This window comes from Ensifer adhaerens (genome assembly GCF_028993555.1).
In the GTDB taxonomy this organism is placed as follows: Bacteria; Pseudomonadota; Alphaproteobacteria; order Rhizobiales; family Rhizobiaceae; genus Ensifer; species Ensifer adhaerens_I.
Genome location: NZ_CP118612.1, coordinates 302476 through 328599, shown reverse-complemented (window position 1 = coordinate 328599; position 26124 = coordinate 302476). Strand labels below are relative to the sequence as shown.

Here is a 26124-nt window from a genome sequence, read left to right as displayed (position 1 = left end):
TATCGACGTCATATCCAGACGGGAAGATCTTGATAGGCTGAAGCAGAACTGGGACAAGCTCTACAGAGCGGATCCGGACGCGCAGTATTTCCTGTCCTGGCAATTCATTTCAGCCTTCTTCCGGCACATCGAAGGCCAATGGTTCGTTCTGGCTGCAAGCCAGGGCACGCGCTCTTCACCTTACGTGGCATTGATGCCCCTGCGGCTGACGACCCGGGTGAACGGCAAGGCCGAAATTTTCTACCACGACGTCCACATGGGCGGTTCCTACGTCGCGGACTACACTGGGGCGGTCTGCGCTCCCGAATTCGCTCGGGCGGCCATGGCGGCCTTTGCCAAGCATCTGAGAAGGATGCACTGGGCAAATCTGCATCTCGAAAACCTATACATGTCCAGAGGACGCTTGCGCAGCTTCCTAGAGAATCTCGAGGACAAGCAGCTCACGATGCGGACCCTGAGCAGGATCAACGCAGAAGACAACGTTGACAACGCCAAATGTCCGTCCGTCGACCTGCCCGAGACATGGGACGGGTATCTCGAGCAGAAGCTCGGCACCAACATGCGCCAGAAGCTGAGGCGGTTCCTCCGCAAGGTGGACGGTTCGGAAGAATTCCGCATCACGCTGGCGGATTCTGTAACGATCAATCGCGACGTCGGCATCCTCCTTGATTTCTGGAAGAATCGATGGGGGCCCCGCAAGGGCAATCGCCTGTCCGGGATCCTGAACACCAACCGGCACGTTCTCAGCGATGCCTTCGCCGATGGCAGCCTGTTCCTGCCTGTCCTGTGGCACCGGGATCGGCCGCTCGGCGCCCTGGCGACCTTCATCGATCCGGTGAAGAAGACGTACTTCTTCAACATGGCCGGGCGCGACGAGAGCGCCGAGATCGTGCCGCCGGGACTTGTGCTGCACGCCTACAGCATCCGCCACGCCATTGCGAACGGCTACCGGACCTATGACTTCCTGCGCGGCGACGAGGCATACAAATACACCTTCGGCGCCAGCGACAAACTCATCACCTCTAAGGTCGTGCAGACCCGCACCCGCCGCAACCTGGGCGACCGGCTCGACCCAAGGGCGCTCTCGGGCATCTTCAGCGAGGCGAACAAGAACCACGAGAAAGGCCATACGGCGGAGGCCGAGAACGCCTACCGCCAGATCCTTGATACCGATCCCGCCCACGCGCAGACCCTCTACGCGCTCGGCCAACTGTTGGCAGATAAGGGCGACCATCAGGCGGCTGCGGCCGCGTTCGGGAAGCTGTTGGTCGTTGTGCCACATCTGGCGAAGGGCTGGGTCAGGCTAGGAAACGCCCTGCAGGCGCTGGACAACCACGCCGACGCCACGGATGCCTTTCGCAAGGCACTCGAGATCAAACCGGATATCCAGTCCGCACGCGACGGGCTTAGCATCAGCATGGTGAAGCTCAGCCAGACCGGTATCGCGACTACAACGCCGAGACCCGGAGGCGTTGTCCGGGTGACGGCGCCGCCGCTCCTGGGCAAGGCCAAGCCACCGACCCTGCCGCTCTTTGTCGGGCGCCAGCCAGCAGGCGTTGCGCCTTCCTCGCTCAAGCAGTCTGTGGCGATCATCGACCCGGCACATTGCAACTCCGGAAAGCTCCCAGCGCATCCACTAAATCGGCGCGCGGGGCCGACTTTGCCTATAGCATCGCCATGGACATTCTAGACGGCTTGCCCGATGCCGGACCTCCGCTTAAGAGTCGTGGATGTCCTCTGGGGCACACCGAAAACCCCAATCGAAATCCGCATGCACGCCCCCGCCTTAGACCGGTGTGTTGCCTTCACCTACATCAAAAAGAAGCGGGAGTGCTGGTTGAAAGGTGCCGTCGGCACACCTCTTTTCAAATCAAGCATGATTTCCGGAGTGAAGAGTTTTCAAACGTTCGCCCGGCAAAGGTCGTCGGACTCGACTGACGACCGCCCACAATGACTATCTAGCGCCTTGATGGGAGTCGAACCTTAGGCACTGACAACTTTCAGCGATAAGTCTTCGAAAGATCAGTGGCTTTCCGGTCCCTGCATCCATTGCGGGATATCCCGCTTGACATGAAGCACACGCCAAACGTCGACGTGGTCAACCTGCACGCGATAGAAAACGAGATAGGGATATCTCTTCAGACAGACGTCCCTCAAGTCAGGCAATCCCAATTCGTACGCATACCGCAAGGATCCTGATTCTGGATGCCTCGCTATCAAATCGTAAGCCGCTTGAAGAGCGTCGACGAATCCTAAGGCGGCGTCCGCTCCCGCCTCACGTACATAAAAGTCGACGGCGGCTTCGGCATCTGTACGTGCCAACTCGCGTGGAATAACCGGCTTGGTTTTCACTTGCTCCGCCGACCACGAGCCCGATCGCGTAACCCGGTGAAGTAATCTGCATCGGCCGGGGCAGTCTGAGCGGAGGAAGCACCGTCAAGCAACAAACTGCGCAGCTTCAGGCGATCTTGATCTCGGCGGATCAACTCGCGAATGTATTCGCTGCTTGTGCCATAGCCCCGTCCGGCGACTTGTTCATCGACGAAGCTCTTCAGATAGTCTGGAAGGGAAATGTTCATCGTGCTCATGAAGCCAAAATATCTTGCTTGGCAAAATTTGGCAAGGAATTCACTTGCCTTCACTCGCACAGGATATTGCAATCCTAACTCTTGATCGCCACCGTCGATCCCAGAAATCGATAGAGCGGCATTAGCCAGCCCCCTTGCCCCAGTACGGCGAAATCCCAGTCGATACATTATGCGATTCTTCTGTAACGGGCGCCTCGTCAATCCCTTGTGCGCTTGATCCCTCGCCGAGTGCTTGCTTCTGTCCGCAGTCGGAGCTTTGCCGCTGCTCTATGGGGTTTGCTGAGGACCGGTTGGCCAATCTAAAACGGCGCAGTCACCGCGTGCTGCTGATCGCATAACGGCCTAACCCATCCATCGTCCCGGCGAAGGGACCTTGCTGCGGCGGGCTGATGGCTGTGCCCGTCCGAAAGCCTGTCTTGTCATCTCCTCCGATCAAGCCGGGCTGGCGCTCTTCGGTCACGAAAGGTTGCCGAATCCCTGTTCTGATGCGCGCAAACAGACTTGCGGCTGACTCGCCCGCGTCGGACTGCCGACCGATCACGATCGCCCGGCCGATGAACGGTTTGAGCGGCTGAAATCTACATCTTCAGCCGCCCGAACCCGTTTTCTTCGCAATCGGAAGGTTTATTTGAGGCCCTGCTCCAGGATGTATCAGGAAACTTGCGTTGTCATTCGGCCTGGCAATCCCACCAGAAGCGCGAAAAGTTCAGGTCCCAACTCTGCATGGGGATGAAGGCATAACCCTGCAGGCACTTGCTGGCTGCATATTGCTGTGCCTCGACTGTCAGGAAAACGTCGGCCTGCATTTCAACGACCTTGCGCTGGATATCCTTATAAAGAGCGTTCTGTGCGATAGGATCGAGCGTCTCGCGCGATCTGTCGATGAGTGCGTCGATTTCCGGATCATCGAGCCATTCCATAGAGGCCCACGTGCCCTTGGCCTTGGAATGGTACTGTACGTAGAAAACGCTGTCAGGGGATGGATAGGTGGGGCCGTAGACGACCTGAGTGGTGGCTGGCGTCGTGTCGACTTCAGCCGCCAGCTCGGTGATCCGGTTCCAAGGTTCCGGCTTGATATCGAGCTCTATTCCGATCTGCTCCAGGTTGGCTTGCATCAGCAGCGCAAGATCCTCCTCGAATGCGAGGCCCGTCACATACGTGTGCGTAACCTTGATCGGCCCCTTGCCCGCATATTTCGATTTTTCAAGTTCCTCCTTGGCCTTTTCCAGATTGTACTCCGGGGCGGCAAGTTCATCGAGATAGGCGTCCTTGAAAACCGCAGCCAACGGGCCGTTCATCGGTTCACCGGGATGGATCACTTTGCGTACCGTGTCGTAATCCGTTGCATAGGCGATGGCGCGGCGAACGTGGATGTCGTCGGTCGGCGGCACCTTGGTGTTCATTTTGATATAGTAACCGGTTGCCGTAGTGCCGTTCAGGATCTTGTAACCTGGCATTTTTCCGATTGCATCGAAGGTTTCGTTTGCCTGGGCGCGGGCCGACATTCCGAGCTCGCCCTTGGCTGCCAGCGCCTTTACCGTTGCCTCGTCATGGGTGATGACGAACCGGATTTCGTCAATCGGTTTTCCCTTGTTCCAACCACCGTGATAACCCTCATAGCGGTTGATCACCATTTGCGAGGCCCGCTGCCAAGACGAAAGCGTGTAAGGGCCAGCACCCGCCGGATGATCGGCAAGATAGTCCCCTCCCCATTCTTGGCTGCTGTTTGCCCTGATCTGCTTTTCGTTCAAAACGAGGATGAGCGGGGTGCTGGTGATGAAAGGCGCATAGACCTTCTTCAACCCTATCTCCACGGTCTGTTCGTCGACGGCCCTAACCTTCTCCGGGTCGACAATGCCAGTGAAGAGATAAGAAGGGCCTTCATTGCCTGCGAGCAGCCGCTTGACCGTGTAGACGACATCCGACGCCTTGACCGGCGTTCCGTCCTGGAACGTAGCGCCCTGCTTCAGCTTGAAGGTGTAGGTTTTATCGTCGTCGGAAACGCTCCAAGTTTCAGCAAGCTCTGGAACGACTGAACCGTCCGGGTTTACGGTGGTCAGGCCCGAGTAAAGGTTCACCGCAGCCATGTATTCGGTATAATCGTTGATCTTGCCGGGATCGATCGTCCCAAATTCCTGCGTTGCATTGACGACGATAGACACTTTCTCGGCGGCCGCGGCCGGGGCGGTAAGCGCTGTCGTCTGCACCAGCCCCAGAAGCAGGCCCGTGATGAGGGTGTTCTTCATATCCGTGTTCCCTTTTGCTTTGTTGTCGTTGAGGACGCCGGCCGCCCAGTGGCGGCCGGGTTTCGTGTTCGCCGCTGCCGGCAAATCGCAGTTCTGTGGCAGCGCTATCGCCGGCCGGACGCAAAACCGGTGAGTTTGACCGTGAAACCATGGCGAAGCTGTTCGAGGGTCACGGGCACGTAGCCATCTGCATCAAGCGCAATTCGGGCCTGAGACGCGTTCTGGAACACAACCCCAAGCTGACGACCGGCAACCACGCCAGTGCCGTTCACCACCGCCTTGCCGCGTTTAACTCCAGCCTTTTGCCTCTGTTCGAGAAGGCAGCGCCCGGTCATAACCGCATCGATGCTACAGTTGGCCTTCAAACCAACTGTCATGCCGGCATCTCCTCAATCGGGCGGAAGACAACGTCGTCAAAGCCAAAAGCTTTCGGTCCGACGACTTCAAGTGCCGCTTGAGATCGCAATAGCGGATGGCATGGCAACGCGACGATTGCGACACGTTGGCCGTAGCGAAGCATCTCGGTTGTGATCGCGATGCCGGTATCGACATCGAGCACGATGATCAGATCGGGCACGGACACTTCAACAGTGCCGTTTCGGCTGAAGACCAGGTTTTCGTTCTGGATCATCACCGAGGCGCTATCGCCGTTGAAACTATCGATGCCTGCAAGCTTTGCCTCGCCGAGAACAAAGCCACCGCGCAATTGCCGCTCCAGGTCGACGATCTTGCCCATGAAGACGGTGCGACCCTTCTCCTGCTCGCAGATTGCCGCCACCGGATCGGCATGCTCCCGCCGCGCCTTCAAAACTGCGCGCCCAAGTGCGATGGCCTGCGTATAGGAATGGGGAACTGCGTATTTCTTCAGGAACGCACCGGTCGTCGGTGACGAGGCAAGCATGGACGAGCCACCTTGGGCGACGACGCAAGCACGCGCCATGCGCTCATGCCAAAGCTCCGACGCCGCATGCTGAAACAGCACGGTATTGCCGTGCAGGTCGCACATCACGCTCGGAGTTGAACGATGCCCGTATATCGAAAAGGTCGTCATCTGCATTTCCGGGAACGCTCGTCCCATGCCGTCACAGTCGACAACCGGAAGACCGGCAAAGGCGGCCGCGATCAGGGGTTCCATCGAGTTTGAACCGCCGATTTCCTCGCAGACGATCGCGTCGATCGAAATGTTCAGGTGCTCTTCCAGCGCACGCACGCATCGCAGCCCCTCGCGGCCTTCCTTCAGACGTTCATAGGCCACGACCGGTGCGCCGATCGCGCCGATTGAAACACAGCGCGCGTCGTCGGCGAGACGATCGAGCGGCAGGATCGACAATGGATAACCACTGCGCATGGCAAGACGTGCACGTAGCTTGCCAAGATAGGGATTACCTCCACCGCCAGTTCCGAGAATCCCGGAGCCAATCTCGAGGGCCTCCAGATCTTCTTCGTTAAGGACCCAAAGGTCTGCGGGATCGTAGTTCGAAGTTTTAAGGGCGCGCTCAGCCATGGTAACCTCCCATTTCGCCAACGACTTTCACGTGAATGCGGGTGGCGTTTCCCGGCAGATAGGCAAGCGGCACGTCTTCCCGCTCGATAACCTGGATCGTTTCTGCAACGGCGCCGGCCGAAAGTGCCCGTTCGGTGGCCTCCTGCTCCGCCTGTTTCAGGCAGATCTCTCGCGTGAGTCCTCTTTCGAGTGCAAAAACCCGGTCGACCTCGCCGCTTATCTGCGCGATTGCCGCACCGACGGCGTTGGCGACTGCAAAGTTCTCCGGACGGATGACCTCGAGTTCGCCCAGGCGATCGGGCATCAAGATTGAGCCGCCGCCAACGGCAATCACCGGGATCGGATCAGCGGAGACGCGGCTGCGTTCGACCGCATTTTCGAGCATTGAGACAATCTTTGCATGAGCCTTTTCGGCAAGCGCCCGATCAAGTCCGGCAACTTTGGAGGCGTCGCCGACACTGGCCTTGCCGAGTGCGACAGCGACGTCCGTCGTCGTGAGGGTAGAGCCGCCGAAGACGAGTGCTTCCTTGGCAATACGGTAACCAACCGATTGCGGTCCAACCGTGACCTCGCCGCCAGCAAGCTCGCGCACAAGGGAGCCACCGCCAAGGCCGATCGAGAAGACGTCCGGCATGCGGAAATTGGTGCGCACGCCGCCAACATCGACGATGGTTGCCGCCTGGCGCGGAAAGCCGTGATGCAACGCTCCCACGTCGGAAGTAGTCCCTCCGATATCAACGACGATTGCTTCCTTTCGTCCGGTCAGGAACGCCGCTCCACGCATCGAATTGGTGGGCCCGGACGCGAAGGTCAGAACAGGGAAGCTGCGGACCGTCCTGGCGGCCATGAGGGTGCCGTCGTTTTGGGTAATGAAGAAGGGGCAGGAGAGCCCCGCTTCGGCAAGCGCCTTGCCGAAGGCGTCGACGGTCTTTGCCGCCAGCGGAAGCAGGCTTGCGTTCATGATCGCAGCACTTTCGCGCTCAAGCAATCCAATGCGTCCGATATCGCCGGAGATCACGACCGGAAGACCGGGACAGTGCTTCTCGATAACGGCCTTCGCCCGCTTTTCCATCTCAGAATTGATTGGGCTGAAGACGCAGGTGATCGCTGCGGCTTTGACATTCTTTGCCCGGATATCCTGGGCGATGCGGACAAGTTCTTCCTCGTCGAGTGGCGCGATCGCACGCCCATCGAACTCATAACCCCCACGAACAAGATAGGTGTGATGGCCGACGGCTGCCGCCAGATCGTCCGGCCAATCGACGAGCGGCGGCAGGCTGGAGGTCGCCGGCAGGCCGAGGCGGATGGCAGCGACATGGCTGATATGCTTGCGCTCGATCACAGCATTGGTGAAATGCGTCGTTCCGATCATCACGGTTCCAATCTTGGAACGATCGATCCCGGCTTTCGAAACGGCGCCTTCCAATGCCTCGATGACACCGGTGGTCACGTTCTCAGACGTCGAAGCCTTGACCCCCGAAAGGACGTGCTGTCCCTCCATGATGACAGCGTCGGTGTTGGTACCACCGACATCTATTCCCAATCGATACACGGATAGTCTCCTTGTTGGCGGGTCTTGCCCGGTTGTCTCGCTCGGCTTCAGGCCGTGGTCTTCACCAGAAAGCGCCCTCTCTCCTCGGCGCTGACCGTTGGCTTGAGAGCCTCTTCCTCATCGCTCATCACCGGGATCGCGGAGATCAGCGCGCGGGTATAGGGGTGGCGTGGATCGGCAAATATGTCCGCCGTTCGGTCTTGCTCGACGATCTCGCCCTTCAGCATGATCGCGATGCGGCCGCAGAAGTTGCGCATCAATGAGAGGTCGTGGGAGATGAACAGATAGGTCAGCCCGAGCTCATCCTTAAGTCTCTGCAGGAGCGCGATGACCTGCTTTTGCACCGAGACATCAAGGGCAGACGTGGGCTCGTCGAGGACGATGATCTTCGGTTCCGCAGCCAGCGCGCGGGCGATTGCTACCCGCTGTTTCTGTCCGCCTGACAGCTCGTGCGGATACTTCGAGAGGTAGGCTGAAGGCAGATTGACGAGCGCCATTAGCTCCTCCATGCGCTTCGTGGCCGCTTTTCCGCGCAGGCCGACATGGGCAAGCGGAGCAGACAGCGCTTGGGCCGCAGTTCGTTTCGGGTTCAGCGATGTCCCGGGATTTTGATAGACAATCTGCGTCAGCCGTTGAGCTGAGGGTTGTCCGGCGCCTGTCGAAATTTCTATGGTCCCGCAACTGGGCGCGATCAGCCCCATGATCATGCGGGCGATGCTCGTCTTGCCGGAGCCGGACTCGCCCGCCAGGCCGAAAATCTCGCCTTCCGAAACCGAGAAAGTCACTGGCTTGACCGCCTCATAAGCTTTACCGGCGCCAAGGAACGGCTTCAGAACATAGGTCTTGCCGGCGCCCTTGACGGTGATAATCGGTGGCCTTTGTGAAAGGGGCTGGTCGAAAACTTTGGGACCGTAGAGTGGCGGGATCGCATCAATGAGGTCGAACGTGTACTTCTGCCGCGGCGCGCTGAAGATCTGATGCAAGTTGCCGCTTTCGACGATCTCGCCCCGTCGCATGACCAAAACGCGGTCGGCAGTCTGGCGAACGACGCCGAGATTGTGCGTGATCATCAGGAGCGACAGCCCCTCGCTGTCGACGAGACGATTGATCAGCTTTAGGATCTCGTCCTGCGTGGTCACGTCGAGCGCGGTCCCGGGTTCATCGGCGATGAGCAACTGCGGTTGGTGCAGCAGTGCCAGGCCGATCAGCACGCGCTGGCGCATGCCGCCTGAGAGTTGGGCAGGATATGCCTCGAACACACGCTCGGGATCCTGCAACTGCACCCGGCGCAAGACGTCGAAAATGCGCTGTCTGCGTTCGCTGCGCGAGTTTTCCAGGCCATCGCGGCGATCGGCATAATACATGACGTCATCCAGGTGCCGTCCGATCCGGAACACCGGATTGAACGACGACAACGGGTCTTGCATGATGATCGAAAAGGCCGTGCCTTTGAGGGCCTCGCGCTCTCGGGAACGCATGTCCAGGATCGAGCGGCCTTCAAATTCGATGCTGCCACGCTCAATGCGGGCGTTGTCGGGAAGCGTGCCGAGGATCGCCTTGGACGTTACCGATTTGCCGGAACCGGTCTCGCCAATGAGCGCGACGCGTTCGCCCTTGCCGATCTCGAACGAGATATCCTTCAGGATATGGTGACGTCGACCATAGGTGGAGAAGGCGATATCGAGGTTCTTGACCGCGAGAAGAGGTTGCTTCGTCATCTCACGCCTCCACGTCGAACATGTCACGCAGCCCGTCTCCGAGCAGGTTGAAGCCAAGCGTCGCGTAGAAAATCGCAGCACCCGGTGCGAGCACCTCCCACCATTTTTCGGGCAGGAACTGGCGGCCGTCGGCGACCATCGACCCGAGGTCCGGGGTCGGCGGCTTGACGCCAAGACCGAGGAAGGAAAGCGTTGCGCCAAAGAGAATGACGAAGGCGGCATCAAGCGTCATCTTGACCGAAATTACCGAGATGCAGTTCGGCAAGATCTCTTTGAAGAGAATGTGCAGATGGCTGGCGCCGGCGAGCCGTGCTGCTTCGATGTAGTCGTCAGCAACAATCGATTTCGTCACGCGATAAACAAGCCGGGCATGCCACGTCCACCACAGAAGTGTGATCGCGAGCATCGCGTTGACGAGGTTGGGCTCGAGCACATTGCCGATAGCAAGCGCCATGACGAGAGGCGGGATTGCCAGCATGATGTCTGTAAAGCCCGTGACAAGACGTTCCGTCAGGCCGCCCGCGTAGCCGGCGATCATGCCGAGCGCCGAGCCGATCGGGACCGCGATCCCAAGGACCCCGATGACCAAAAGCAGCGAGACGCGAAAACCGAACACCGTGCGAGAAAAGACATCGCGGCCGGCCTTGTCAGTGCCGAACCAGTTGACGATGTCTGGCGGCGTATGACGGTTGCGGAAGTCGACGACCGCGCCGACATGTTCGGGAAAGCGGGCGATCAGCGGCGCGAAGATCGCCACGAGGATCACCGAGAGCACGATTGCTGCGCCGACAAGGGCAGCAGGATTCCTGCTGAAGCGGTACCAGGTCATGTAGCTGGCGGACAGGCGGACGGGCTCCTGCATCAGCGGGCCTCCTTGAAACGAAGCCGCGGGTCAAGGATGCTGATGATCAGGTCGATGACGATATTTGCGGCGATGAAGAAGATGCCCGACACGAGCACCACGGCCATCACGGCGTTGAGGTCCTTCTGCAGGATGGCCTCGAGCCCATAGGAAGCAAAGCCACCCCAGGAGAACACCATCTCGACAACGAAGGCGTTGCCTATCAGCGAAGCGAACTCGAGCCCCATGATTGTCAGCGGTGCGATCGAAGACAGCTTCAAGAGATAACGGAATACGATCACGCGATCGGGAACGCCGAAGGATTTGAGCGTCAGCACGTGATCACGTCGCTGATGGTCGATCATCGCAGAGCGTGTGATGCGCGTGATTTGTCCAATGCCGCCCATGGCAAGGGCAAGCGTCGGAAAAACAAGGTGCTGGGCGGCGCTCACAAACACCTCCGGCCGACCGGCCAGGAGGCTGTCGACCAGCAAGAGGCCAGTTGGGCCCGTCGGCGCGCCAAGGGAGAAATCAACGCGGCCGAGCGTTGGCCACGATGGGAAATGGTCAGCTGCGATGATCTGCAGGATGACCGCGAACAGAAAGCTCGGGATCGTCACGCCAATCAGTGAAAAGAAGCGCCCGGTGTTATCGATCCAGCTGTTGCGGTAGCGGGCTGTGATCACCCCGAGCGGTACTGAAACGACAAAGACGAAAATGATGGTCGCGAGGACGAGCTCAAGAGTGGCCGGCAGGAAGGTGGCGATGTCGGAACTGACCGCGCGTCCAGAAGCAATCGAGCGTCCGAGATCGCCCGTGATTGCGTGGCCCATATAGGTCATATACTGGCTGAACAACGGATCATCGAGGCCCATGCTCTGGCGGAGTTGATCGACCTGCTCTTGAGTGGCGCTCGGGCCAAGTGCCATGCGCGCCGGATCGCCTGGCACGACACGGGCAAGGATGAAAATCATCAGTGACAGCACGAAAAGCACCAGCAGAAAGCCTGCGGCGCGTCGCGCAAACAATGCGACGTAGTAATTACCCATCGGGAAACCTCCCCTCGGCCGGTTATGGTCCGGTCCTCATTGCCGCTTTTTGCGGTCGGGGTAGTTTCCAGCCAACAAGGCCACCCGCACAACGGGGTGAAAGGCTAGGTTTTGATGAGAAAGGTATAGGTTTTGTTGTCGGCAGCGAAACGCTGAAGCGCGTCCGAATGGGATGACAACCGTTACGTGATCAGACCGATGCCCTTGGCAGCCTCGATCGCCTCCCGCCGGCGATTGCAGCCGAGCTTGCGATACAGATTGCCGAGATGGAATTTGACTGTCGCCTCACTGAGCCCCAGAGCATTTGCGATGAATTTGTTTGAAGCGCCCTCTGCGATCATCAGGAGGAGACGAGCCTCGCGGCGGGTCAGTTCGCTTTCTGCGCCGAGTTTTTTACCTGAAAAGCCGGCGTCGCGAAGGCGACGCAGGATCGATTGCGCGGTCGGCATCGTCGCCAGGAAGTCTGAGATTCGCTTGTCGGTCGTCAGCTCGTGCAAGAAGACGCGCTCCTCGGAAAGCGGTGCGACCGTTCCGAGACGGGCTGCCTTTTCAAAGGCTTTTTGCAGGATGGATCGAGCAGCTGTGAGGTCGCGTTGACGTCTGGCCACAAAGGCCTGCCAGACCTCAATGCACAAGCGCTGACGTCCGCTGAGGTTGAGATTGTTAGCGAGGGCGGCAAGTTGCCGGCCAAGATGCGCACGATCAGGTTTGTCGAAAACAAGATGGCGCAGCCACACCACCGCCAACGCGATTTCGTCTTGATCCTGCAGGCGCGCCAACTCGTCCACTGCGGCCTCCACCCAGGTGCGATTTATCCGTGATTGAATCGAAGCCAGTGTGTCTGCGGCCTGCTGCCAGCGGTTACCATTTTGCAGGATAACGGCCTCGCGAACCTCGATCATCAACCGGAACTGACGATTATAGACTTGGTAGATTCGCCAACGATCAAGAAAGCCACGCGCGGCGTTGACGGAGAAATGCTCGCTGAGCGCCTGGCTTCCATATTGCAAGGCAAATTCGATGAGGGTTGCCCAAACCTCACCGTGGGAGAATTCGTCCATTTCTGTCGTTAAAAACTGGGCAAGCGGCTCCGGCTTGCCATCCTCATAAGCAACGCAGGCCTCGAGCAATCCGAGAAGACGGGTATCCATAGAGCTGTGGAATGGCGCCCGTGCGAGCTTCACCGCGGCCTCTTCCGCACTTCGCCTTGCCCGGATTGCGTCGCCGATCATCAAGTGAATCATCGCCTGATGCAGATTGATGTAAAACGACAGTAAGGCGACACCAGCCTGCTCGTAATGCGAGAGTGCTCGGGCAGCGAGGTCCAGGGCGACTTCGAAACGCCTGCGGCGGATGTAAAATTCCAGAATCGCGTTGTAGATACTTCCCCGTTCCAGATGGGCGTTAAGAGGAAACTCGGATAGAAGCGCCGTCGCCTGCTCAAGAAGTTCATCGCTGAGCGGGATATCTTCATAGATCAGCATGACGAGGCGGAAAGAACGAAAGGTCGCGGAAAAAGCGGCGCGGTCGCTGAGAACTTTCAGAACGTTGTTGGCCCTCGATCCGTAGCAATCAGCCAGCAATCGCCGGGCACGCGGGACGTCGCCCTTCTTCAGCGCCTGCAATGCGAGCGACGTTACAATGGTCTCGTTCTGACCGGCCAATTCGGCATGAAAGCCGTCAAGGACCCGGTCAAAGGCGTCCGGTCCGAACACATAGATGAAGTATGTCCCGTAAGCTGAAAACGAACGTAGCGCCAATTCATGAAGGCCAGCGCGCTGAAGAACCACAATGGCGTCAGTCTCGTTACCGCGGGCTGAATAGGCGGCGGCGATGCCAGGCGCGCGTCTCGCCTCAGAGATCCAGCGAGATAAAGTCTGTTCGACCGCTTTCGAAAGAGGCTCTTTTACCGCGTCTGCAAGAAGATAACGGACCTGGGTCGATCCTGGCCGCTCGCCAGACAGGGCAAGACAAAGATCAACGAACACGCCGTCACTCAATGTTCCGAGAACTTCGTCCATCAGAAACTGAACAATATCGCCCTCGTCGTGAATACCTTGGCTCAAGAGATGCACCAAGAATGGCCAGCCGGCGGTACGGTCACTCAGCGTCTGGGCGGCAGCGTCGCCGAAGGCAGCGGTAAGTTCGTCGACGGAATAACAAAGATCCCTCTCGTCAAGGCGCAATACCCGCCCGTAGACAATGGCCCGATTGAGGCCGCGGATAAGCGTCTGAGGGCGCTTGGCGATGACAATTCTGCGGTCGCTACCCAGAAAATCGCCATCGAGTTCGATCTTGACCGATGCTGGCGGCACGTCCCAAATGACGGCGTCCGGAGGACCATCATGGCTGGGTGGGAGATCTGATCGCCACACGTTGGTTCCCAAGCGCGACGCCAGTTGTGACACGAGGACTGACTTGCCCATCCCCGCAACGGCGTCGACGACCACTACAGGCTCGTGCGCGCTTTCAATGCGCTGAAGCAACCCATGTCTGATGATCTCGACCATACCCACGAACAAGCGCTCTTCAGTGCAGCTGTCAAGGTGCAAGAAGCCCCCCTGGAGCGTTAGCCAATGGACACGCAAGAACCGAGACGCATCATTGGGGAACGGCAAGGCGCTCGCCATGTTTGATATCTTCAGTGGGCATTTTGGCTGGCCGGTCTTGCCGGCGCCTCATCGGGTCTGCTGCGGTCTGAACCGGTTGCAGGTTCGAGTCTTGCCGGGCCCACCAATACACCCCACTTATGTTTCACGGCCTCCGCGATGGAACCAGTTTACCAAGCGCGCTCGAGCACGGGTCCGTGTGCGGGTCAATAGGATCACCTCTTGGCCTTGTGGTACGACAGCTGGTGACGGACATCTGTTAGGAGCAGGAACGATTGGTCACACGTCCCCATTCAGCACGACGGGCCGTCCGTGGGGCGTCCGCAAATATGCGCGCTCCCAGGCATCTCGCCGCTGGATTAATTCCTTGCCGGAAATCGCGCGTGCTTCATCGAGGAGGCTTTCGAGTGCGGACAACACGGCACGATAATAGGTCTCGGTGTCATCCGACTGCCCGGCGAGCTGTGCCTCGCGCAACTTCGCTCCCAGGGTTTCAGACCACTGCGCTCCTGATATTACGCCCGAAGCAACCAGCAAACTTGCCATCGCGGAAGCCTGAGCATGCCACGGCTCGGCGAAAGCCGGTTCGCCGTCCCTTTGCGTCAGGTGGGCCATCCTGGGGTCAGATCCGCTCAAGATAGCTCTCCCAGAGATCGACGAAAACTTGATCGCAGCTGTCGTGGGCTTCCGGCCACAACTCGGACGCGGCAAAGCCAATCGTGTAAAGGTGCTCGCCTCTGGGCGTTCCGGCGGCTGATGCATCCGGCAGTACATGGGCGCCGTGATGCCCGATCACGCTTCCACGCCTCCCCCGCGCATAGGACGGCAAGCGCGTATGTCCGGGATGTCCCATGGATTTGGCGCGCACCGCATCGCCCACGACGAATAATGGCGGCGCCTCGGAATCAAGAGCGTAGCTGCGCGCGGACTGGACGTAGGCGCGCGCCTCTTCCGCGGTTTCAGGCGGATAGCCAGGCTGGCGTACAAATGCCGACTTGCCGGCATCGAGTTCCTCCAATGTGAGATAGCCAGCATCAATCATCTGGGCTGCAATCGTCACCACCCATTGATCGAAGTATGGCCGCGTCAAATATTCGGCCGGAACGATCAACTCGCGGCAATGCCTGAACCAATCAATCGACCAGTTCGCATCGCCAGCGGCGGCCTGCGCAAGACCGAAAGCTCGCATTTCCCAATCGAAACGGAAGGGACGTTCGTCACCCTTGCCTAAAATGGGGCCAAATCCTTCGCGCCCGCCAAGGTCGTGAACGCCGTCCATCAGGCTTGCCTCCTGGTCGGAGAAAGATCCCTTTGCGTTCCGATCATAGAATTACGCGAGACCAGCTCCGCGAGCTGCTCTTGGCTCCAGGATTCCACACCATTGGGTTGCTGCGGTATCACCAGATATCGTCTTTCGGACGTCGAGTCCCAGACCCGCACCTCGACAGTCGGGGGAATTTCCACGCCAAACTCCGACAAGACGGCACGCGGTTCGCGCACAGCGCGCGCCCTGTATTCGTTCGACTTGTACCACGCTGGCGGAATTCCCAGAATCGAAAATGGGTAGCAGGAACAAAGGGTGCAGACGACGAGATTGTGTATCTCTGATGTATTCTCAACCGCCTGCAGGTGACCCGTTCCGTGCCCAGCAAATCCGAACTGCTCGATTGCAGCGGTCGCATTTTCCAGAAGATCCCTTTTGAACGACGGATCTCTCCAGGCCCGCGCCACGACTTTCGCCCCGCGCTTGGGTCCGATCTCGTCGCGGTACATTTCGATCCAGGCGTCCATAGCAGCGGGATCGATCAGCCCCTTTTCCACGAGAAGGCTTTCGAGTGCTTTGGTTCTCAGCACGGACTCGGAGGGCAAGTGCTGATGCAGGTCGTGATGAATACTGGAAATGCGTCGCGAATCGAAGCTTGTCATCGCCTTGCTCCAGGAGCGTAGTCTGCCAAATCAACAAGCGACCCCACCATTTTGAGGTGGGTAGAGGCGTGAATGATCGAGCGGTTTTTCACCAAGGTCAAGCAATGTTGCACCGGCCATCACGAGTCAATCGTATCAAACCCGGGAAGGCGAAGGTCTCTGGTTTTCGCTCACCACGCCGTTGTCGGGATAATGCGGCGAACCAGCCAAATTCCATTAGCCGCGTATTTCCTTCATGGAGCGCCATGACCAAATTCGCTTGGGCGGTCTCATCGCACTTGGATTTCGACGATTGGTACTCGCAGCAGAACCTGGCGCTAGTCACCTAGGGTAACATAATGACGGTTGTCGATGGGAAACAAAGGATGCGGGCTAATGAACCCTGCCCGAAGCAGTTTGCGACAGCCCTAGGCGACGAACTGTCTCATCGTCCGCCTGCTCGGAGGCGGCGATCCCTTGATCCCGTTGAAACCATGCCAAAGCCTTTCGGGTCTGTTTTCCAATGTCCCCATCAATTACGCCAAGGTAGTATCCTCTGACGGCCAGCTGTATCTGGAGCTGCATCGCCCTCATGACCTCGTCCGACCTGCCGTCCATCAGGTGCGGAGACAGACGCAGGAACGTGTCCATGGCCTCTCGGGCCTCCGTCGGGCGCTTGGCGCGCGCGTAGGCCGTGGACAACAGGGTCCATTGGTAGGCTGGGGCCGTCGGATTAATGGCGATCGCCCTCCGGAAGTTCGCAATCGCGTCTTCCGCCTGGCCGAGGTCCGACTGGGCGCGCCCGAGATATTGCAGCCATGTCCACATCTCGGGATCGCGCGGGCTGAGCAGCATGGCCCGCTGAAGAAGCTTGACGCTACGCTCCGGATGGCCGTCCAGCCGGACCATTGCAGCAAGAAAACCATAGGCTGACGCATAGTTGTGGTCGAGTGCCAAGCTCGCTTCGCAGGCGTCGATCGCATCCTGAAGCTGCCCGCGACCAAAGAACACGTGTGCTCTGATATAGGACGCTACAGCGTTCTGCGGAGCGACTGCGAGAACTTGCGCCAGTACGGCGTCGGCCCGCTCCAGGTCCGTGTCGCGATCTTCGCTCCAAGTCAGAAAGACCATGTCCGCGTGGGTCGTCGCCAGTCCCAGTAGACCCGGGACGAATTGGGGGTCCCTTTCCAGAGCGCGCTCGAACAACTGGCGCGCGTCAAGCATCCGCTGTCGATCGGCCGGCTGGCGCAGAAGCCACCAGCCGCGCATCGTCAGATCGACCGCGTCGGGATCGTTCGGATGGGCAAGTTGCGCCCTATGTGCCTCAGTGGCGACGAGTTCGAGGCTGAGCGCGTTGACGATTCGTCCGGTCACCTCGTCCTGAAAAGCCGCGATGTCGCGCATGTCGTGCTCGAATCGTTCGCTCCACAACTGTCCGCCGGTGCTGCCGTCAATCAGCCGGGCGTTGACGCGGACTTGATCGCCCGTGCGCCTGACGCTGCCCTCGAGGAGGTAGCGGACGCTCAGAGCATTGGCGACGGTTCGTTCGTCATTGGATGTCCCCTTGAAGGTGAAGGCGGTGTTGCGCGAGATGACGAAGCTGCCGGCAATCCGCGACAGGTCCGTCGTGATGTCGTCGGTCAGGCTATCGGCAAAGTAATCCTGGTCGGGTTCATTGCTGAGGTTGCGGAAGGGCAGAACGACGATCGACAGCCGCGCAGTTTCCTTCTCGGCGTCGGTTTTCACGCTCTCAGGGATCGATGCCGCGACCGATGTCGGACCCTTGCCACCTTCCACGACATCGATCCCTGTCGAAAGCCAGACGACGCCGCCGGCAAGGCAGCACAGCCCAACTGTGGCCAGTCCGACAATCAGCCACCGCTTTCGAATCTTGCGCTTGGGCGGCCTTGGCGCGGCCCCATCGAAACAGACCCGATAGCATTGGATGGGGCGGGCGATGTTCCGAACGCTTTGCTCTCCCATGTCTTCGAATTCCACCGCCAGGCGGTCGCGAACCTGATCACGTACGGAGCGCGACACGCAAATTCCGCCGACGTCAGCCAAGAGTTGCAGCCGCGCGGCGATGTTGACGCCGTCGCCCAGGACATCATCGTCTTCGGCGATCACATCGCCCAGGTTGATGCCAATCCGGAATCGAATACGGCAATCCTCAGAGATCGTGGCCTCGCGCGTGGCAATGGCAACCTGAACCTCGACGGCACAACGGACGGCCTCGACGGGACTGCCGAACTCAACCAGCAACCCGTCGCCCATCGTCTTGACGATCCGCCCTGCATGCTCAGCGATTTTCGGATTGATCAGAGCGCCCTGGTGCTCCCGCAGCCGCGCAATCGTGCCTTCCTCATCGAGCCCGATCAGGCGTGAGTATCCTGCCACGTCGGCGCAAACGATGGTGACCAGCTTGCGCTCCATTGAGCGCCCCCCTGATTGACCCGATTGGCCGCAGAAAGTCTACTCTCAAGCCCGGGGCAGAGGAAGAAGCTCTGCTCAGGGCGGACCCGAAATCTACTGTGGGTCTCTCTGAGATAGCCGCTTCGGTAACCGGGGCACATTTGGTGGCGTCCCTTTCGCGGCCGCCATGTAAGACCTGTGCATAAGCGGGCGATGTGAGCCGTTGGTGATGGGTCAAGGATTCCGCCTTGGGCGCAAATCAGATTCGTTTCGGTCATGCCGAAGAAGCGCCTCCCCTCACCCGAGCACGCCGACACGCTATCGCTGAATGCGTTGCGTTCGCTTGTGACGGGCCTGGTCAGTGGGGTCCGGGAGCGCTCCGCAGAAGTCACGAAGCTTCGCGCCGAGAACGCGGAGCTTCGCGAAGAGAATGCAGCGCTGCGCCAGGAAAACACCCGCCTGAAGGTGGAGAACCAACTCTTGCGCGAGGAGATCGCCAGACTGAAGAACCTGCCGCCGCGGCCGCCGTGAGGACAAGGCCCGCACAAGCGCCACGGCTTCTCATCAGCGACGATCGGAACCGAGCAATTGCTTCTCTAAAACAGTGGGAGAGTCGATGATGAACGGTAGAGAACGGACGCTGGTTGTGGAGCTCACGGATGTGGACGCTGCGGACTCCGGCATTTTCACCTGGGATATAACGCAGGATCTCGTCTACGCCGATTCAGCCTTGGCCGAGCTTTTTGGCCTTGTCGCCGAAGAAACCAATCGGGGGCTTCCACTGAAAAATTACCTTGATCGTGTGCATCCCGAAGACAGGGCCTACGTCGCCAAACAAATTACCAACACCATTGTCGGCGAACGAGCCCAGCAGTCCACCTACCGCGTCAAGACGCGGAACGGAAAGTATGTTTGTGTGATCGCCTTTGGCCGGTGCTTTCGCGATCGCAACGACACACCGGTGCTCTATTCCGGTATGGTGGTGCTTGAAAGCGCGGCCGCCGCAAACAACAACAAGGCCCACTAGCTTTCCCCTCGGGTGCCGCGTCCCGCCTGTTCAAAACCGCTTGAGCAGCCTTTCGAGCTCCGCATTCTGCGCGCGAAGCAGGTTGGCCAGCAACTGTCGAAGACGCTTGTTTTCAGCATCAAGGGCGGCCAACTCGTCTACGGACGCTGGCGTGGCTTCCGCACTCGCCGGTGGCTTTTGACGCTCATCCGCAACGTTGGTAACGGGCATCACGGTGCGAACAATTCGCTTTCGAGGTGTCTTTTTGGCGAGCTTGACGGCGGCTTCACTTGGAAGCTCGATTGCGGTCGGCGCGGGCTCAGCAATCTCCTCAAGGGCAGCCGAAGTCGATGCGACGCTACCCGGAACATCCAAGACTGGAACTGACGGCGCCTCAGGGGCGATTTCGTCAACGACGGGTTCGAGCGCCGAAACCAGCTTACTTGAGGCAGCTTCTGGGGCTGTGTCGTCTTGAATGACGGGCCGATTGGCGCCGAACAAATGTGACGATTGGTCTTCAACCTCGCGGGCGAGCGCCTGGAGATCCACATTGCCCCAAATCGAGGCTATCTGCGTCTTTGGCAGACGGCGACCGGATTTGTACTCAACGATGAATCTGCGTTGTGGTGGCTTCATAGGTTTGCACCTCAGGGCATATGCCGCAAACTCTTGCGGCACCAATACAGGTCGGGGCTTGGCGTTTCAACCAATCCACGGGCGTGCCATCATCTTCGCGCTGTAAGGCGATAAGGATGCGTCCACGCGCTAACAATGGGTCCTGCATCGCAAAGCTGATCTCAATCCAGTCCCAGTTTCTTGCGCAGGTCAGCGTTCTCAGCGCGCAGCCTTTCGGCCAGAAGCTTGCGCAGCCTCTGGTTTTCCGCTTCAATTTCCACGAGTTCCGCAAACCCGTCAGAGGCAGATAGAGAGCCGCCGCTTGGTTTTCGATCCGGCTTCACGCTATTCTTCCAGTTATAGTAGGTTTGCTCTGATATTCCTGCGCTTTTCACTGCATCTTTCAGCGTGCTTGCGCCGGCAACTTGTGCTTCGATGAACGCGAGCTTCGCCTGCTTTTCTTCGGCGCCGAAACGGGTCTTGGTGGCGGTTACGTTCTCCGTCGATGCCTTTGACGGCGTCCGAGCCGGGCCCGGCGTAGCGCCCTGGCGTTTCGGTGCGTTTCGCTTCTTGCGCTCTGGGGCCTTCGCGGGAGCACCCTCGTCTGTCATAGACACAGCCGCTATGTTTTCTTCGGGCATAAGTACTTCCTCGTTGAGTTTCGCACGTTTTCAACCGATTGAACTGCAATTGTCAACCTAACGCGGTTGATTGGGCAAGATCGCTCAGTTGTCCTTGCCTCTATGAAGAGAACGACTGGCCCTGAGCGTAGCGTTTGCATATTTCTGTTCGTGCTTTAAGGGTCGTTCACCACCGTCCGACGCGCAATGAGAACTTATCGCTTTGACCGTGCCAGCTGAACTGAATGAACAGCAAGCGCTGGCGGCAGCCAAATTCCTGCAGGCTATCGCGCACCCGAAACGTCTGCTGCTCTTGGCGGTTCTGTCAGATCGACAGCTGCCTACCGGGAGGCTTGCAGCGGCAGTGGGACTTCCGTCAGGAATGGTCTACAAGTATCTTCATAAACTCGTCGAAATCGGCTTGTTGTCGGTGAACTTCAAGGCTGCTGGCATGCGATTTTCGATCGCCTCTCCTGAAACCGTCGTTAACCTTGTAAAAATTCAGGCGGCGGTAGCCGCGCAAATCGGCGCGAACCTCGGCTGATGCTTATTCCCTCCCTTTAAGAAAAATGCCCCGCCTAAGCGGCGGGGCGAGCGGTCGTCCCGATGGCTCGTTTCGGGACGCGGGGAGAACCAAATTGATTACTAGAAGTGACGGCTCCCGTTTCGAAGGTTTGATATTCTGATTTCGTTGCCGTTCGGAAAAGATAATTGCGGTATCGAAGACCAACCACTCGCCTTGGCGGCATCCAACTTGCGGATAGAGAGGGGCTGCACAGTTACGGGAAACACATATTCGACCAGCGTACCGGATTGGCTGGAAGCGGCCTTCCCACGGCGTTTCGTTTCCCGCGGTTCGCGGCTCAGCCCAGAGCATGCCCGCTAAGTGCCTTGCCAGAAGCCATGATCCCAAAAAGCAAAAGCGCCCGCAGGAGATGCAGGCGCTTGGCAAATTTTCAGTCTGTGTAGGTCGCCTTAGCGGGCGAAGGCCGTGCGTGCAACGCGGTCGATGTCGGCGCGTTCGATGCCGAGGTCACGGAGTTCGCGGTTCGACATGCGGCCCAGCTCGGTGACCGTCTGACGATACTTGCGCCAGTTGTTGATGGAGCGTGCGATGTTCATTTGATCCCCCTTTCAATGGGCTTTCGAAGCCTGGCAGCCAGTCCGTGGCGCCTCGTTTCGCTTCGATGAACACCTTATAGCTCAGGCCTTTGGTAAGTTGCAGCGCTCAAAACTCAGCGCTCCCATGTAAAAACTGCATAGACTGCGGCCCGAACTTGGATGGGGGTGCCGGCTCCTTTCAAAGACTCATCGTTGCGGTTATTTGTTGGCGTACGACAGGCGTCCGTGAAGGCGCCAGATCGCAGAACATTTCTGCCGCAAAATCCGCTCCCTACACACGTCGTTGCTAAATAACTTATACCTCGATCGTTTTCATCCCGAAGACCAGACATACGTCGCCAAACAGATTACCGACACCATTGTCGGAGCGCGAGCTCAGCAGTCCATCTACCGCGTCAAGGGACGGAACGGCCAGTATGTTTCGGTGATCGTCTTCGCCCGATGTTTTCGCGATCGCGACGACATACCCGTGCTCTATTCCGGTTTATTGAAAGGGCAGCCGCCGCAAACAACAGCCGGACTGACTTCACTTGCGCTGAAGGCACGTGCGCAAATTGCGCCCCTTGCCTTGCTTACCTAGTCGCGCCAGCAGGGTGACTTCTTTCGTGAACTCAAGCGAGCGAAGGTATCGCCACCACTGGCGCCGATACCTTCTGGAACCCATCAGTCTGAATACGATGGTTCCTTGTTTATCCGGTTATCAGCGCCGGCAGGCCTTCTCTCGGGGTCAGCGGGTCCCTGAAGTCCACAACAAGCTGCGACCGCATTGTGATCCAGCCGGTGCCCGTCACAGCGACACGAGCACCTTGATGACCGTGATCCTCAGTTGAGGTGATGCGTGCATGGAGTTCCGTGCCGAACACCGGGATTGAACGCAATGTATCGCCAACAGCTAGAGCCCCCCTGTTCAAGAGTTGAACCGTGGCGGCAGTGGTCGGAACTCCCGCCGGCGACTGGCAAACACTCGTGCGAGGATACTCATAGCAGCATACTCGGCGTTCCCAGGTACCCTTGGCGCCCCCTGCGAGCGGACCAGCGAACACCACGAATGTGAGGGGACCTTCATCGCCGAATATCGGATGTGTTGGATGACAAACTTCGCGCGCGGCTGGAATAAAGGCCTTTGCAAAACGTACGAGCTCGTTTTCCTCCGCGCTCACCAGATCAAAACCAGGCGGGACGCAAGAAGAGTAGCGCGTAGATCGCGGCAAGGCTGTTGCGTATCACGCAAATCCCAGACGACCGGGCTCTAAACACCACGTCCTCCAGAACACGAGTTGGTCGGATGTTGTTCCCGAGCGCTGCGGTCTAGGGATCCTGCCGCACCTTCGGCACGAAGCCAACTGTGAAACCGAATAGCCGGCCAATCTTATCCAACGTCTCCAACGTCGGGTTGGCAGTGCCCGCTTCGATTTCCGCGACCTGTCTACGTGTGAGGCCGAGGGTGTCGGCAAACTCCTGCTGGGTGAGGCCAATGCTTTTCCGCATATCCAGCACAGCATCCGGCAAGCGCAAGTCGCCACGTCGCGCGTGTTCCGCAACGTCATGACGCATCACCGAAATCTGCTCTTTCGTCGGTTTTTTCCATCGGGCCACTCGATCAAGCTCCTTCCGGTTTAGAGAACGCGACTTCAACACTGTCGGCGATCTCGCTGCAGCGCATCATGGCCCGTTCGATGATGACATCCGGCGCTCCCAACTCCTTCGCATGGCTCGGAGCCAGTCTCAGGCGCTGTGCAAAAGCCCGCAGCTCAGCTATCAGCTTGGCGTGAACATCGCCATCGGGCCAGACCTCAGCGCAAATCCGTTTCCAGTCAGGAGAATGGTCCAGGCCGGCGTCGCGCATGGAGACCCAGCGGGTAGATCGCACAATGCCCTCTTTCGCCAGACGCATCGGCGCAAAGTCAAAGAGTGGCGACAGTCGGATCGTTCCGTCCGGGTACTTGCTCAATGCGGAGTTCCGACCGTGGTTATCTGGATTGCCGAGCGCCAGGTTGGCGATATCGCGTTTCAAGTATTCTGCGACGTCGGCACTCGGGTCGCCCGAGTGCCGCTTCAGTAAATCGATATACGCCTCATGTGTGCCGATGTGACCGAACTCAGCAACACCAATCGCGGAAACGAGGCTTTCCTGTCCGAGGCGGATCGTTTGTCCGTTCGCGCCAAAGCTTCGATCAAAACGAGGAATGATGAGCACGCCGTCAGCGTAGATCGATGGTTCTTTGACGTTGAGACCGAGTTCCAGGGCAATTCGCGCATAGAGCGCTTCGCCCTCTAGTATGATGCGGTCAACGACTTCGGTGCTACGAACAAGCTTTACGATGACGTGCCGTAAGGCATCGTCGTCTTTCACGGTGCTGTCGGGATAAAAGAGCCCGTCTTTCGCCTGGGTCATTGACAATTTCGGCCATTCACCCTGCAATCCGCTAGAACCGGAAGCTAACATTGCGAAACGGTCGGCAACTTCAATAAAGCGGTCCGATCGCCCGAGGATATCCGCCTCCGTTACGCCCTGCCGTTGCAAGCCGCTCAATCGAGCGGACTCCGCGTCTGCCGCTTCCTTGATGCGGATATTGCCAATTCCGCCCGTCGCGGCTCGCAGCAACAAAGATAGATCCGATGAACGGGCCGCTTCGTCGAGCCCGATGTGCTCGGCCAACTTTCGCCGCGCATGGCCTTGTGGCATGAGATCCAGGAGGAAGGCTGGCCAGTGGCGGCTGTACCGATTTTCAAGGTCAATCGGATAGCGAACAGACAATGCGCGGTGATCGCAAATGGTCTGACCCGCAGCGAAACCCTGCGCGGCCGTGGCGAGAAAGTAGTCGAGATCGTAGTCGACGACCGAACTACCGACGTAGCCGGCATCGTCGTCTTTCAGCTCAAGATTTGCAGCGTCGTGCCATTTGCCGTCAAAGTGGATCTGCAGCGTCAGTTTCATTTTTAGACCCCCTTAAGGGGATAAATGCCGCCAAGACCCGATTTTATCAACCCTTAAAGGGGGCAATATCGACAAAATCGCGTAAGCTAAATTATGGGACTCATCACAAGTATTCGATATCTGACGCACGTTAAGTCGTCGATGAACGTCCCAAGGTTCGCCGCCACAGATCTCCAGGGAGGAATGGCGTGCCAAGGGGAAGGTCGCGGAGCGGCACCAACTCGAGATGCAGCTTCCCGGTTGATCGACGCAAGGAGTTCGTCATCAGCATCGACACGGCTCATGTTCGCAGCGCTGATCCCAAACCCCAGAGAAGTTACCGGTCTCCAGCCCACGGAATCTCAAATCAAATGCCAACTAACAAGGAAACGGCCGCATTCTTACGTTTAAGTGGCAAACGACAGATGTGGAACAAGTTGGCAATCGGATCATGAATAGAGACGAAGCGTTGCAGATGCCGCCTCGACGAGAAGCGCTTCATGATCCGCTCTCGTCGCCGGATTGGCTGGTGGGAGTTCTCCGCCCAATTGTTCAATGCCTTGCGCGTTCGATGCTCGACACCCGGCATGATCTCTCGCTTTGCGACATCGTAGGAGCGCAGCTTATCGGTGATCATCACACGCGGCGCGCGGCCTTGGCTCTTCAAGAGTTTACGCATCAGGCGTTTGGCCGCCTGGGCGTTGCGGCGGCTGCATAACCGTTACAGTATTGGTCTAATTCGGAGCCAATTTCTTGGCGCCACCGATAGGAACTCGATCAATACGAGGTTTCGGCACTGCGGTAAGACGCATTTTGCACGTGCAGCCCACCGGGCTGCATAACACTCCGGAGTCACCGGCGCAGACCTTGTCGTTCATAGCTTTGCAGTCGGCGCCGTCCCAAGTGCCCGTGCATGTACACTGGTTGGTATTCACATCGCAGCTGAAGCCGGGCGACGATCCCAGCAGTTTTCGCGTGGCGGCCTCCGATGGATCGTGCATCAGAACAGCCACGAAGAGTGCTAAAACAAGCTTCATTTCCCCCCTCCCCGTCACGGGCGGATCTGCATCGACCGACCTGAATAGCCATGTTATATTAGCACAAATGAATATTAATGCACAGCGGGGACAGTTGCAAAGAGCCGCAGGCGTTCCTTCCAAGTAAGAACGCGCCGGCGCCATCTGTGAGCGGCTTCGAAATTCGTGATGACTTCGAGGGAGGCGGGTAATGAAGATGATCATTCTTTTCGCAGCGCTAGCGCTCACGGCAACGGCCGCACAGGCGGCGAGCAGATTGGGTGGGTCCCAGAGTTCAAACTTCTCCTGCGACGTCAACAGCGGCTATTGCACGTGCGAAGGCAGCTGGGAGGGGGCGGACTGCAAGGGAATGCTACCCAATTGCAAGCTGACGGACTCGAACG

24 protein-coding genes and 2 pseudogenes are annotated in these 26124 nt (G+C 58.5%); 5 read left to right on the top strand and 21 right to left on the bottom strand.

Annotated features, from left to right (window positions below; translation table 11 throughout):
- The first annotated feature begins 193 nt into the window (after positions 1 to 193).
- Positions 194 to 1690, top strand: coding sequence for a GNAT family N-acetyltransferase (locus PWG15_RS34385; RefSeq protein WP_275027318.1), 1497 nt, complete (start codon positions 194 to 196; stop codon positions 1688 to 1690).
- Positions 1691 to 2022: 332 nt separating this feature from the next.
- On the opposite strand, the gene PWG15_RS34380 is transcribed toward PWG15_RS34385, so the two are convergent.
- From PWG15_RS34380 to PWG15_RS34310, 14 genes are all read right to left on the bottom strand, one after another.
- Positions 2023 to 2352, bottom strand: coding sequence for a type II toxin-antitoxin system RelE/ParE family toxin (locus PWG15_RS34380; RefSeq protein WP_275027316.1), 330 nt, complete (start codon positions 2350 to 2352; stop codon positions 2023 to 2025).
- Complete coding sequence (locus PWG15_RS34375; protein ID WP_275027986.1) at positions 2349 to 2588, bottom strand: type II toxin-antitoxin system ParD family antitoxin; 240 nt, start codon at positions 2586 to 2588, stop codon at positions 2349 to 2351. Before PWG15_RS34375 ends, PWG15_RS34380 begins: the two co-directional genes overlap by 4 nt.
- Before the next feature lie 668 nt (positions 2589 to 3256).
- Positions 3257 to 4834, bottom strand: coding sequence for an ABC transporter substrate-binding protein (locus tag PWG15_RS34370; protein ID WP_425536856.1), 1578 nt, complete (start codon positions 4832 to 4834; stop codon positions 3257 to 3259).
- Positions 4835 to 4938: 104 nt separating this feature from the next.
- Positions 4939 to 5211 carry a hypothetical protein gene (locus tag PWG15_RS34365; RefSeq protein WP_275027313.1) on the bottom strand — a complete coding sequence of 91 codons (273 nt, stop codon included), beginning with the start codon at positions 5209 to 5211 and terminating at the stop codon, positions 4939 to 4941.
- A complete protein-coding gene (locus PWG15_RS34360) occupies positions 5208 to 6338 on the bottom strand; it encodes an S-methyl thiohydantoin desulfurase family protein (protein ID WP_275027311.1) in 1131 nt (376 codons plus the stop codon). The genes PWG15_RS34365 and PWG15_RS34360 overlap by 4 nt, the downstream gene beginning before the upstream one ends.
- Positions 6331 to 7890 carry a hydantoinase/oxoprolinase N-terminal domain-containing protein gene (locus PWG15_RS34355; RefSeq protein WP_275027310.1) on the bottom strand — a complete coding sequence of 520 codons (1560 nt, stop codon included), beginning with the start codon at positions 7888 to 7890 and terminating at the stop codon, positions 6331 to 6333. The genes PWG15_RS34360 and PWG15_RS34355 overlap by 8 nt, the downstream gene beginning before the upstream one ends.
- 47 nt (positions 7891 to 7937) lie before the next feature.
- On the bottom strand, positions 7938 to 9608 hold the full coding sequence (locus tag PWG15_RS34350; protein WP_275027309.1) for an ATP-binding cassette domain-containing protein: 1671 nt from the start codon (positions 9606 to 9608) through the stop codon (positions 7938 to 7940).
- Between the two features lies 1 nt (position 9609).
- Positions 9610 to 10470, bottom strand: a complete 861-nt coding sequence (locus PWG15_RS34345) for an ABC transporter permease (RefSeq protein ID WP_275027308.1) — start codon at positions 10468 to 10470, stop codon at positions 9610 to 9612.
- Positions 10470 to 11498, bottom strand: coding sequence for an ABC transporter permease (locus PWG15_RS34340; protein ID WP_275027307.1), 1029 nt, complete (start codon positions 11496 to 11498; stop codon positions 10470 to 10472). Before PWG15_RS34340 ends, PWG15_RS34345 begins: the two co-directional genes overlap by 1 nt.
- Before the next feature lie 182 nt (positions 11499 to 11680).
- Complete coding sequence (locus PWG15_RS34335) at positions 11681 to 14050, bottom strand: LuxR family transcriptional regulator (protein ID WP_275027306.1); 2370 nt, start codon at positions 14048 to 14050, stop codon at positions 11681 to 11683.
- A gap of 336 nt (positions 14051 to 14386) precedes the next feature.
- Positions 14387 to 14743 carry a nitrile hydratase accessory protein gene (locus tag PWG15_RS34330; RefSeq protein ID WP_275027305.1) on the bottom strand — a complete coding sequence of 119 codons (357 nt, stop codon included), beginning with the start codon at positions 14741 to 14743 and terminating at the stop codon, positions 14387 to 14389.
- Positions 14730 to 15386 (bottom strand): nitrile hydratase subunit beta, encoded by a 657-nt coding sequence (gene nthB, locus PWG15_RS34325; RefSeq protein WP_275027304.1) that lies wholly within the window; start codon positions 15384 to 15386, stop codon positions 14730 to 14732. Before nthB ends, PWG15_RS34330 begins: the two co-directional genes overlap by 14 nt.
- Positions 15386 to 16033 (bottom strand): nitrile hydratase subunit alpha, encoded by a 648-nt coding sequence (nthA, locus tag PWG15_RS34320; protein ID WP_275027303.1) that lies wholly within the window; start codon positions 16031 to 16033, stop codon positions 15386 to 15388. Before nthA ends, nthB begins: the two co-directional genes overlap by 1 nt.
- Positions 16034 to 16405: 372 nt before the next feature.
- Positions 16406 to 18445, bottom strand: a complete 2040-nt coding sequence (locus PWG15_RS34310; protein WP_275027961.1) for a tetratricopeptide repeat protein — start codon at positions 18443 to 18445, stop codon at positions 16406 to 16408.
- 255 nt (positions 18446 to 18700) lie between these two features.
- Here PWG15_RS34310 and PWG15_RS34305 point away from each other — a divergent pair.
- Positions 18701 to 18952 (top strand): annotated as a pseudogene (locus PWG15_RS34305) (IS66 family transposase); the annotation flags it as partial.
- Positions 18953 to 19043: 91 nt separating this feature from the next.
- Positions 19044 to 19451 (top strand): PAS domain-containing protein, encoded by a 408-nt coding sequence (locus PWG15_RS34300; protein ID WP_275027958.1) that lies wholly within the window; start codon positions 19044 to 19046, stop codon positions 19449 to 19451.
- 30 nt (positions 19452 to 19481) lie between these two features.
- On the opposite strand, the gene PWG15_RS34295 is transcribed toward PWG15_RS34300, so the two are convergent.
- On the bottom strand, positions 19482 to 20066 hold the full coding sequence (locus tag PWG15_RS34295) for a hypothetical protein (protein ID WP_275027957.1): 585 nt from the start codon (positions 20064 to 20066) through the stop codon (positions 19482 to 19484).
- 161 nt (positions 20067 to 20227) lie between these two features.
- Positions 20228 to 20686 (bottom strand): transposase, encoded by a 459-nt coding sequence (locus tag PWG15_RS34290; RefSeq protein ID WP_275027956.1) that lies wholly within the window; start codon positions 20684 to 20686, stop codon positions 20228 to 20230.
- A gap of 202 nt (positions 20687 to 20888) precedes the next feature.
- Here PWG15_RS34290 and PWG15_RS34285 point away from each other — a divergent pair, with 202 nt between their 5' ends.
- Positions 20889 to 21209 (top strand): ArsR/SmtB family transcription factor, encoded by a 321-nt coding sequence (locus PWG15_RS34285; protein WP_275027955.1) that lies wholly within the window; start codon positions 20889 to 20891, stop codon positions 21207 to 21209.
- Between the two features lie 431 nt (positions 21210 to 21640).
- On the opposite strand, the gene PWG15_RS34280 is transcribed toward PWG15_RS34285, so the two are convergent.
- Complete coding sequence (locus tag PWG15_RS34280) at positions 21641 to 21787, bottom strand: DUF1127 domain-containing protein (RefSeq protein WP_064817045.1); 147 nt, start codon at positions 21785 to 21787, stop codon at positions 21641 to 21643.
- 283 nt (positions 21788 to 22070) lie between these two features.
- Between PWG15_RS34280 and PWG15_RS36615 the strand changes: the two genes are divergently transcribed.
- The gene (locus tag PWG15_RS36615; RefSeq protein ID WP_425536853.1) at positions 22071 to 22367 is read left to right on the top strand and encodes a PAS domain-containing protein; all 297 of its coding nucleotides are present in this window, start codon (positions 22071 to 22073) and stop codon (positions 22365 to 22367) included.
- A gap of 109 nt (positions 22368 to 22476) precedes the next feature.
- Here PWG15_RS36615 and PWG15_RS36610 read toward each other — a convergent pair whose 3' ends face one another.
- From PWG15_RS36610 to PWG15_RS34265, 4 genes and pseudogenes are all read right to left on the bottom strand, one after another.
- A complete protein-coding gene (locus PWG15_RS36610; RefSeq protein ID WP_425536852.1) occupies positions 22477 to 22947 on the bottom strand; it encodes a proline racemase family protein in 471 nt (156 codons plus the stop codon).
- Between the two features lie 148 nt (positions 22948 to 23095).
- Positions 23096 to 23383, bottom strand: coding sequence for a type II toxin-antitoxin system RelB family anti-toxin (locus PWG15_RS34275; RefSeq protein WP_275027954.1), 288 nt, complete (start codon positions 23381 to 23383; stop codon positions 23096 to 23098).
- Positions 23384 to 23387: 4 nt separating this feature from the next.
- Positions 23388 to 24725, bottom strand: a complete 1338-nt coding sequence (locus tag PWG15_RS34270; RefSeq protein WP_275027953.1) for a type II toxin-antitoxin system HipA family toxin — start codon at positions 24723 to 24725, stop codon at positions 23388 to 23390.
- A gap of 346 nt (positions 24726 to 25071) precedes the next feature.
- A pseudogene (locus PWG15_RS34265) lies at positions 25072 to 25416 on the bottom strand (DDE-type integrase/transposase/recombinase); the annotation flags it as partial.
- Positions 25417 to 26124: the final 708 nt, after the last annotated feature.

Bases quoted from the DNA above. Each gene is read 5' to 3' on its own strand.
- PWG15_RS34350 (WP_275027309.1), bottom strand. From the start codon at position 9,608: ATGACGAAGCAACCTCTTCTCGCGGTCAAGAACCTCGATATCGCCTTC.
- PWG15_RS34385 (WP_275027318.1), top strand. From the start codon at position 194: ATGCCCCTGCGGCTGACGACCCGGGTGAACGGCAAGGCCGAAATTTTC.
- nthA (WP_275027303.1), bottom strand. From the start codon at position 16,033: ATGACAAGCTTCGATTCGCGACGCATTTCCAGTATTCATCACGACCTG.
- PWG15_RS34300 (WP_275027958.1), top strand. From the start codon at position 19,044: ATGAACGGTAGAGAACGGACGCTGGTTGTGGAGCTCACGGATGTGGAC.
- PWG15_RS34345 (WP_275027308.1), bottom strand. From the start codon at position 10,470: ATGCAGGAGCCCGTCCGCCTGTCCGCCAGCTACATGACCTGGTACCGC.
- PWG15_RS34295 (WP_275027957.1), bottom strand. From the start codon at position 20,066: ATGAAGCCACCACAACGCAGATTCATCGTTGAGTACAAATCCGGTCGC.
- PWG15_RS34375 (WP_275027986.1), bottom strand. From the start codon at position 2,588: ATGAGCACGATGAACATTTCCCTTCCAGACTATCTGAAGAGCTTCGTC.
- PWG15_RS34370 (WP_425536856.1), bottom strand. From the start codon at position 4,834: ATGAAGAACACCCTCATCACGGGCCTGCTTCTGGGGCTGGTGCAGACG.
- PWG15_RS34365 (WP_275027313.1), bottom strand. From the start codon at position 5,211: ATGACAGTTGGTTTGAAGGCCAACTGTAGCATCGATGCGGTTATGACC.
- PWG15_RS34270 (WP_275027953.1), bottom strand. From the start codon at position 24,725: ATGAAACTGACGCTGCAGATCCACTTTGACGGCAAATGGCACGACGCT.
- PWG15_RS34310 (WP_275027961.1), bottom strand. From the start codon at position 18,445: ATGGAGCGCAAGCTGGTCACCATCGTTTGCGCCGACGTGGCAGGATAC.
- PWG15_RS34340 (WP_275027307.1), bottom strand. From the start codon at position 11,498: ATGGGTAATTACTACGTCGCATTGTTTGCGCGACGCGCCGCAGGCTTT.
- nthB (WP_275027304.1), bottom strand. From the start codon at position 15,386: ATGGACGGCGTTCACGACCTTGGCGGGCGCGAAGGATTTGGCCCCATT.
- PWG15_RS34360 (WP_275027311.1), bottom strand. From the start codon at position 6,338: ATGGCTGAGCGCGCCCTTAAAACTTCGAACTACGATCCCGCAGACCTT.
- PWG15_RS34280 (WP_064817045.1), bottom strand. From the start codon at position 21,787: ATGAACATCGCACGCTCCATCAACAACTGGCGCAAGTATCGTCAGACG.
- PWG15_RS34290 (WP_275027956.1), bottom strand. From the start codon at position 20,686: ATGCCCGAAGAAAACATAGCGGCTGTGTCTATGACAGACGAGGGTGCT.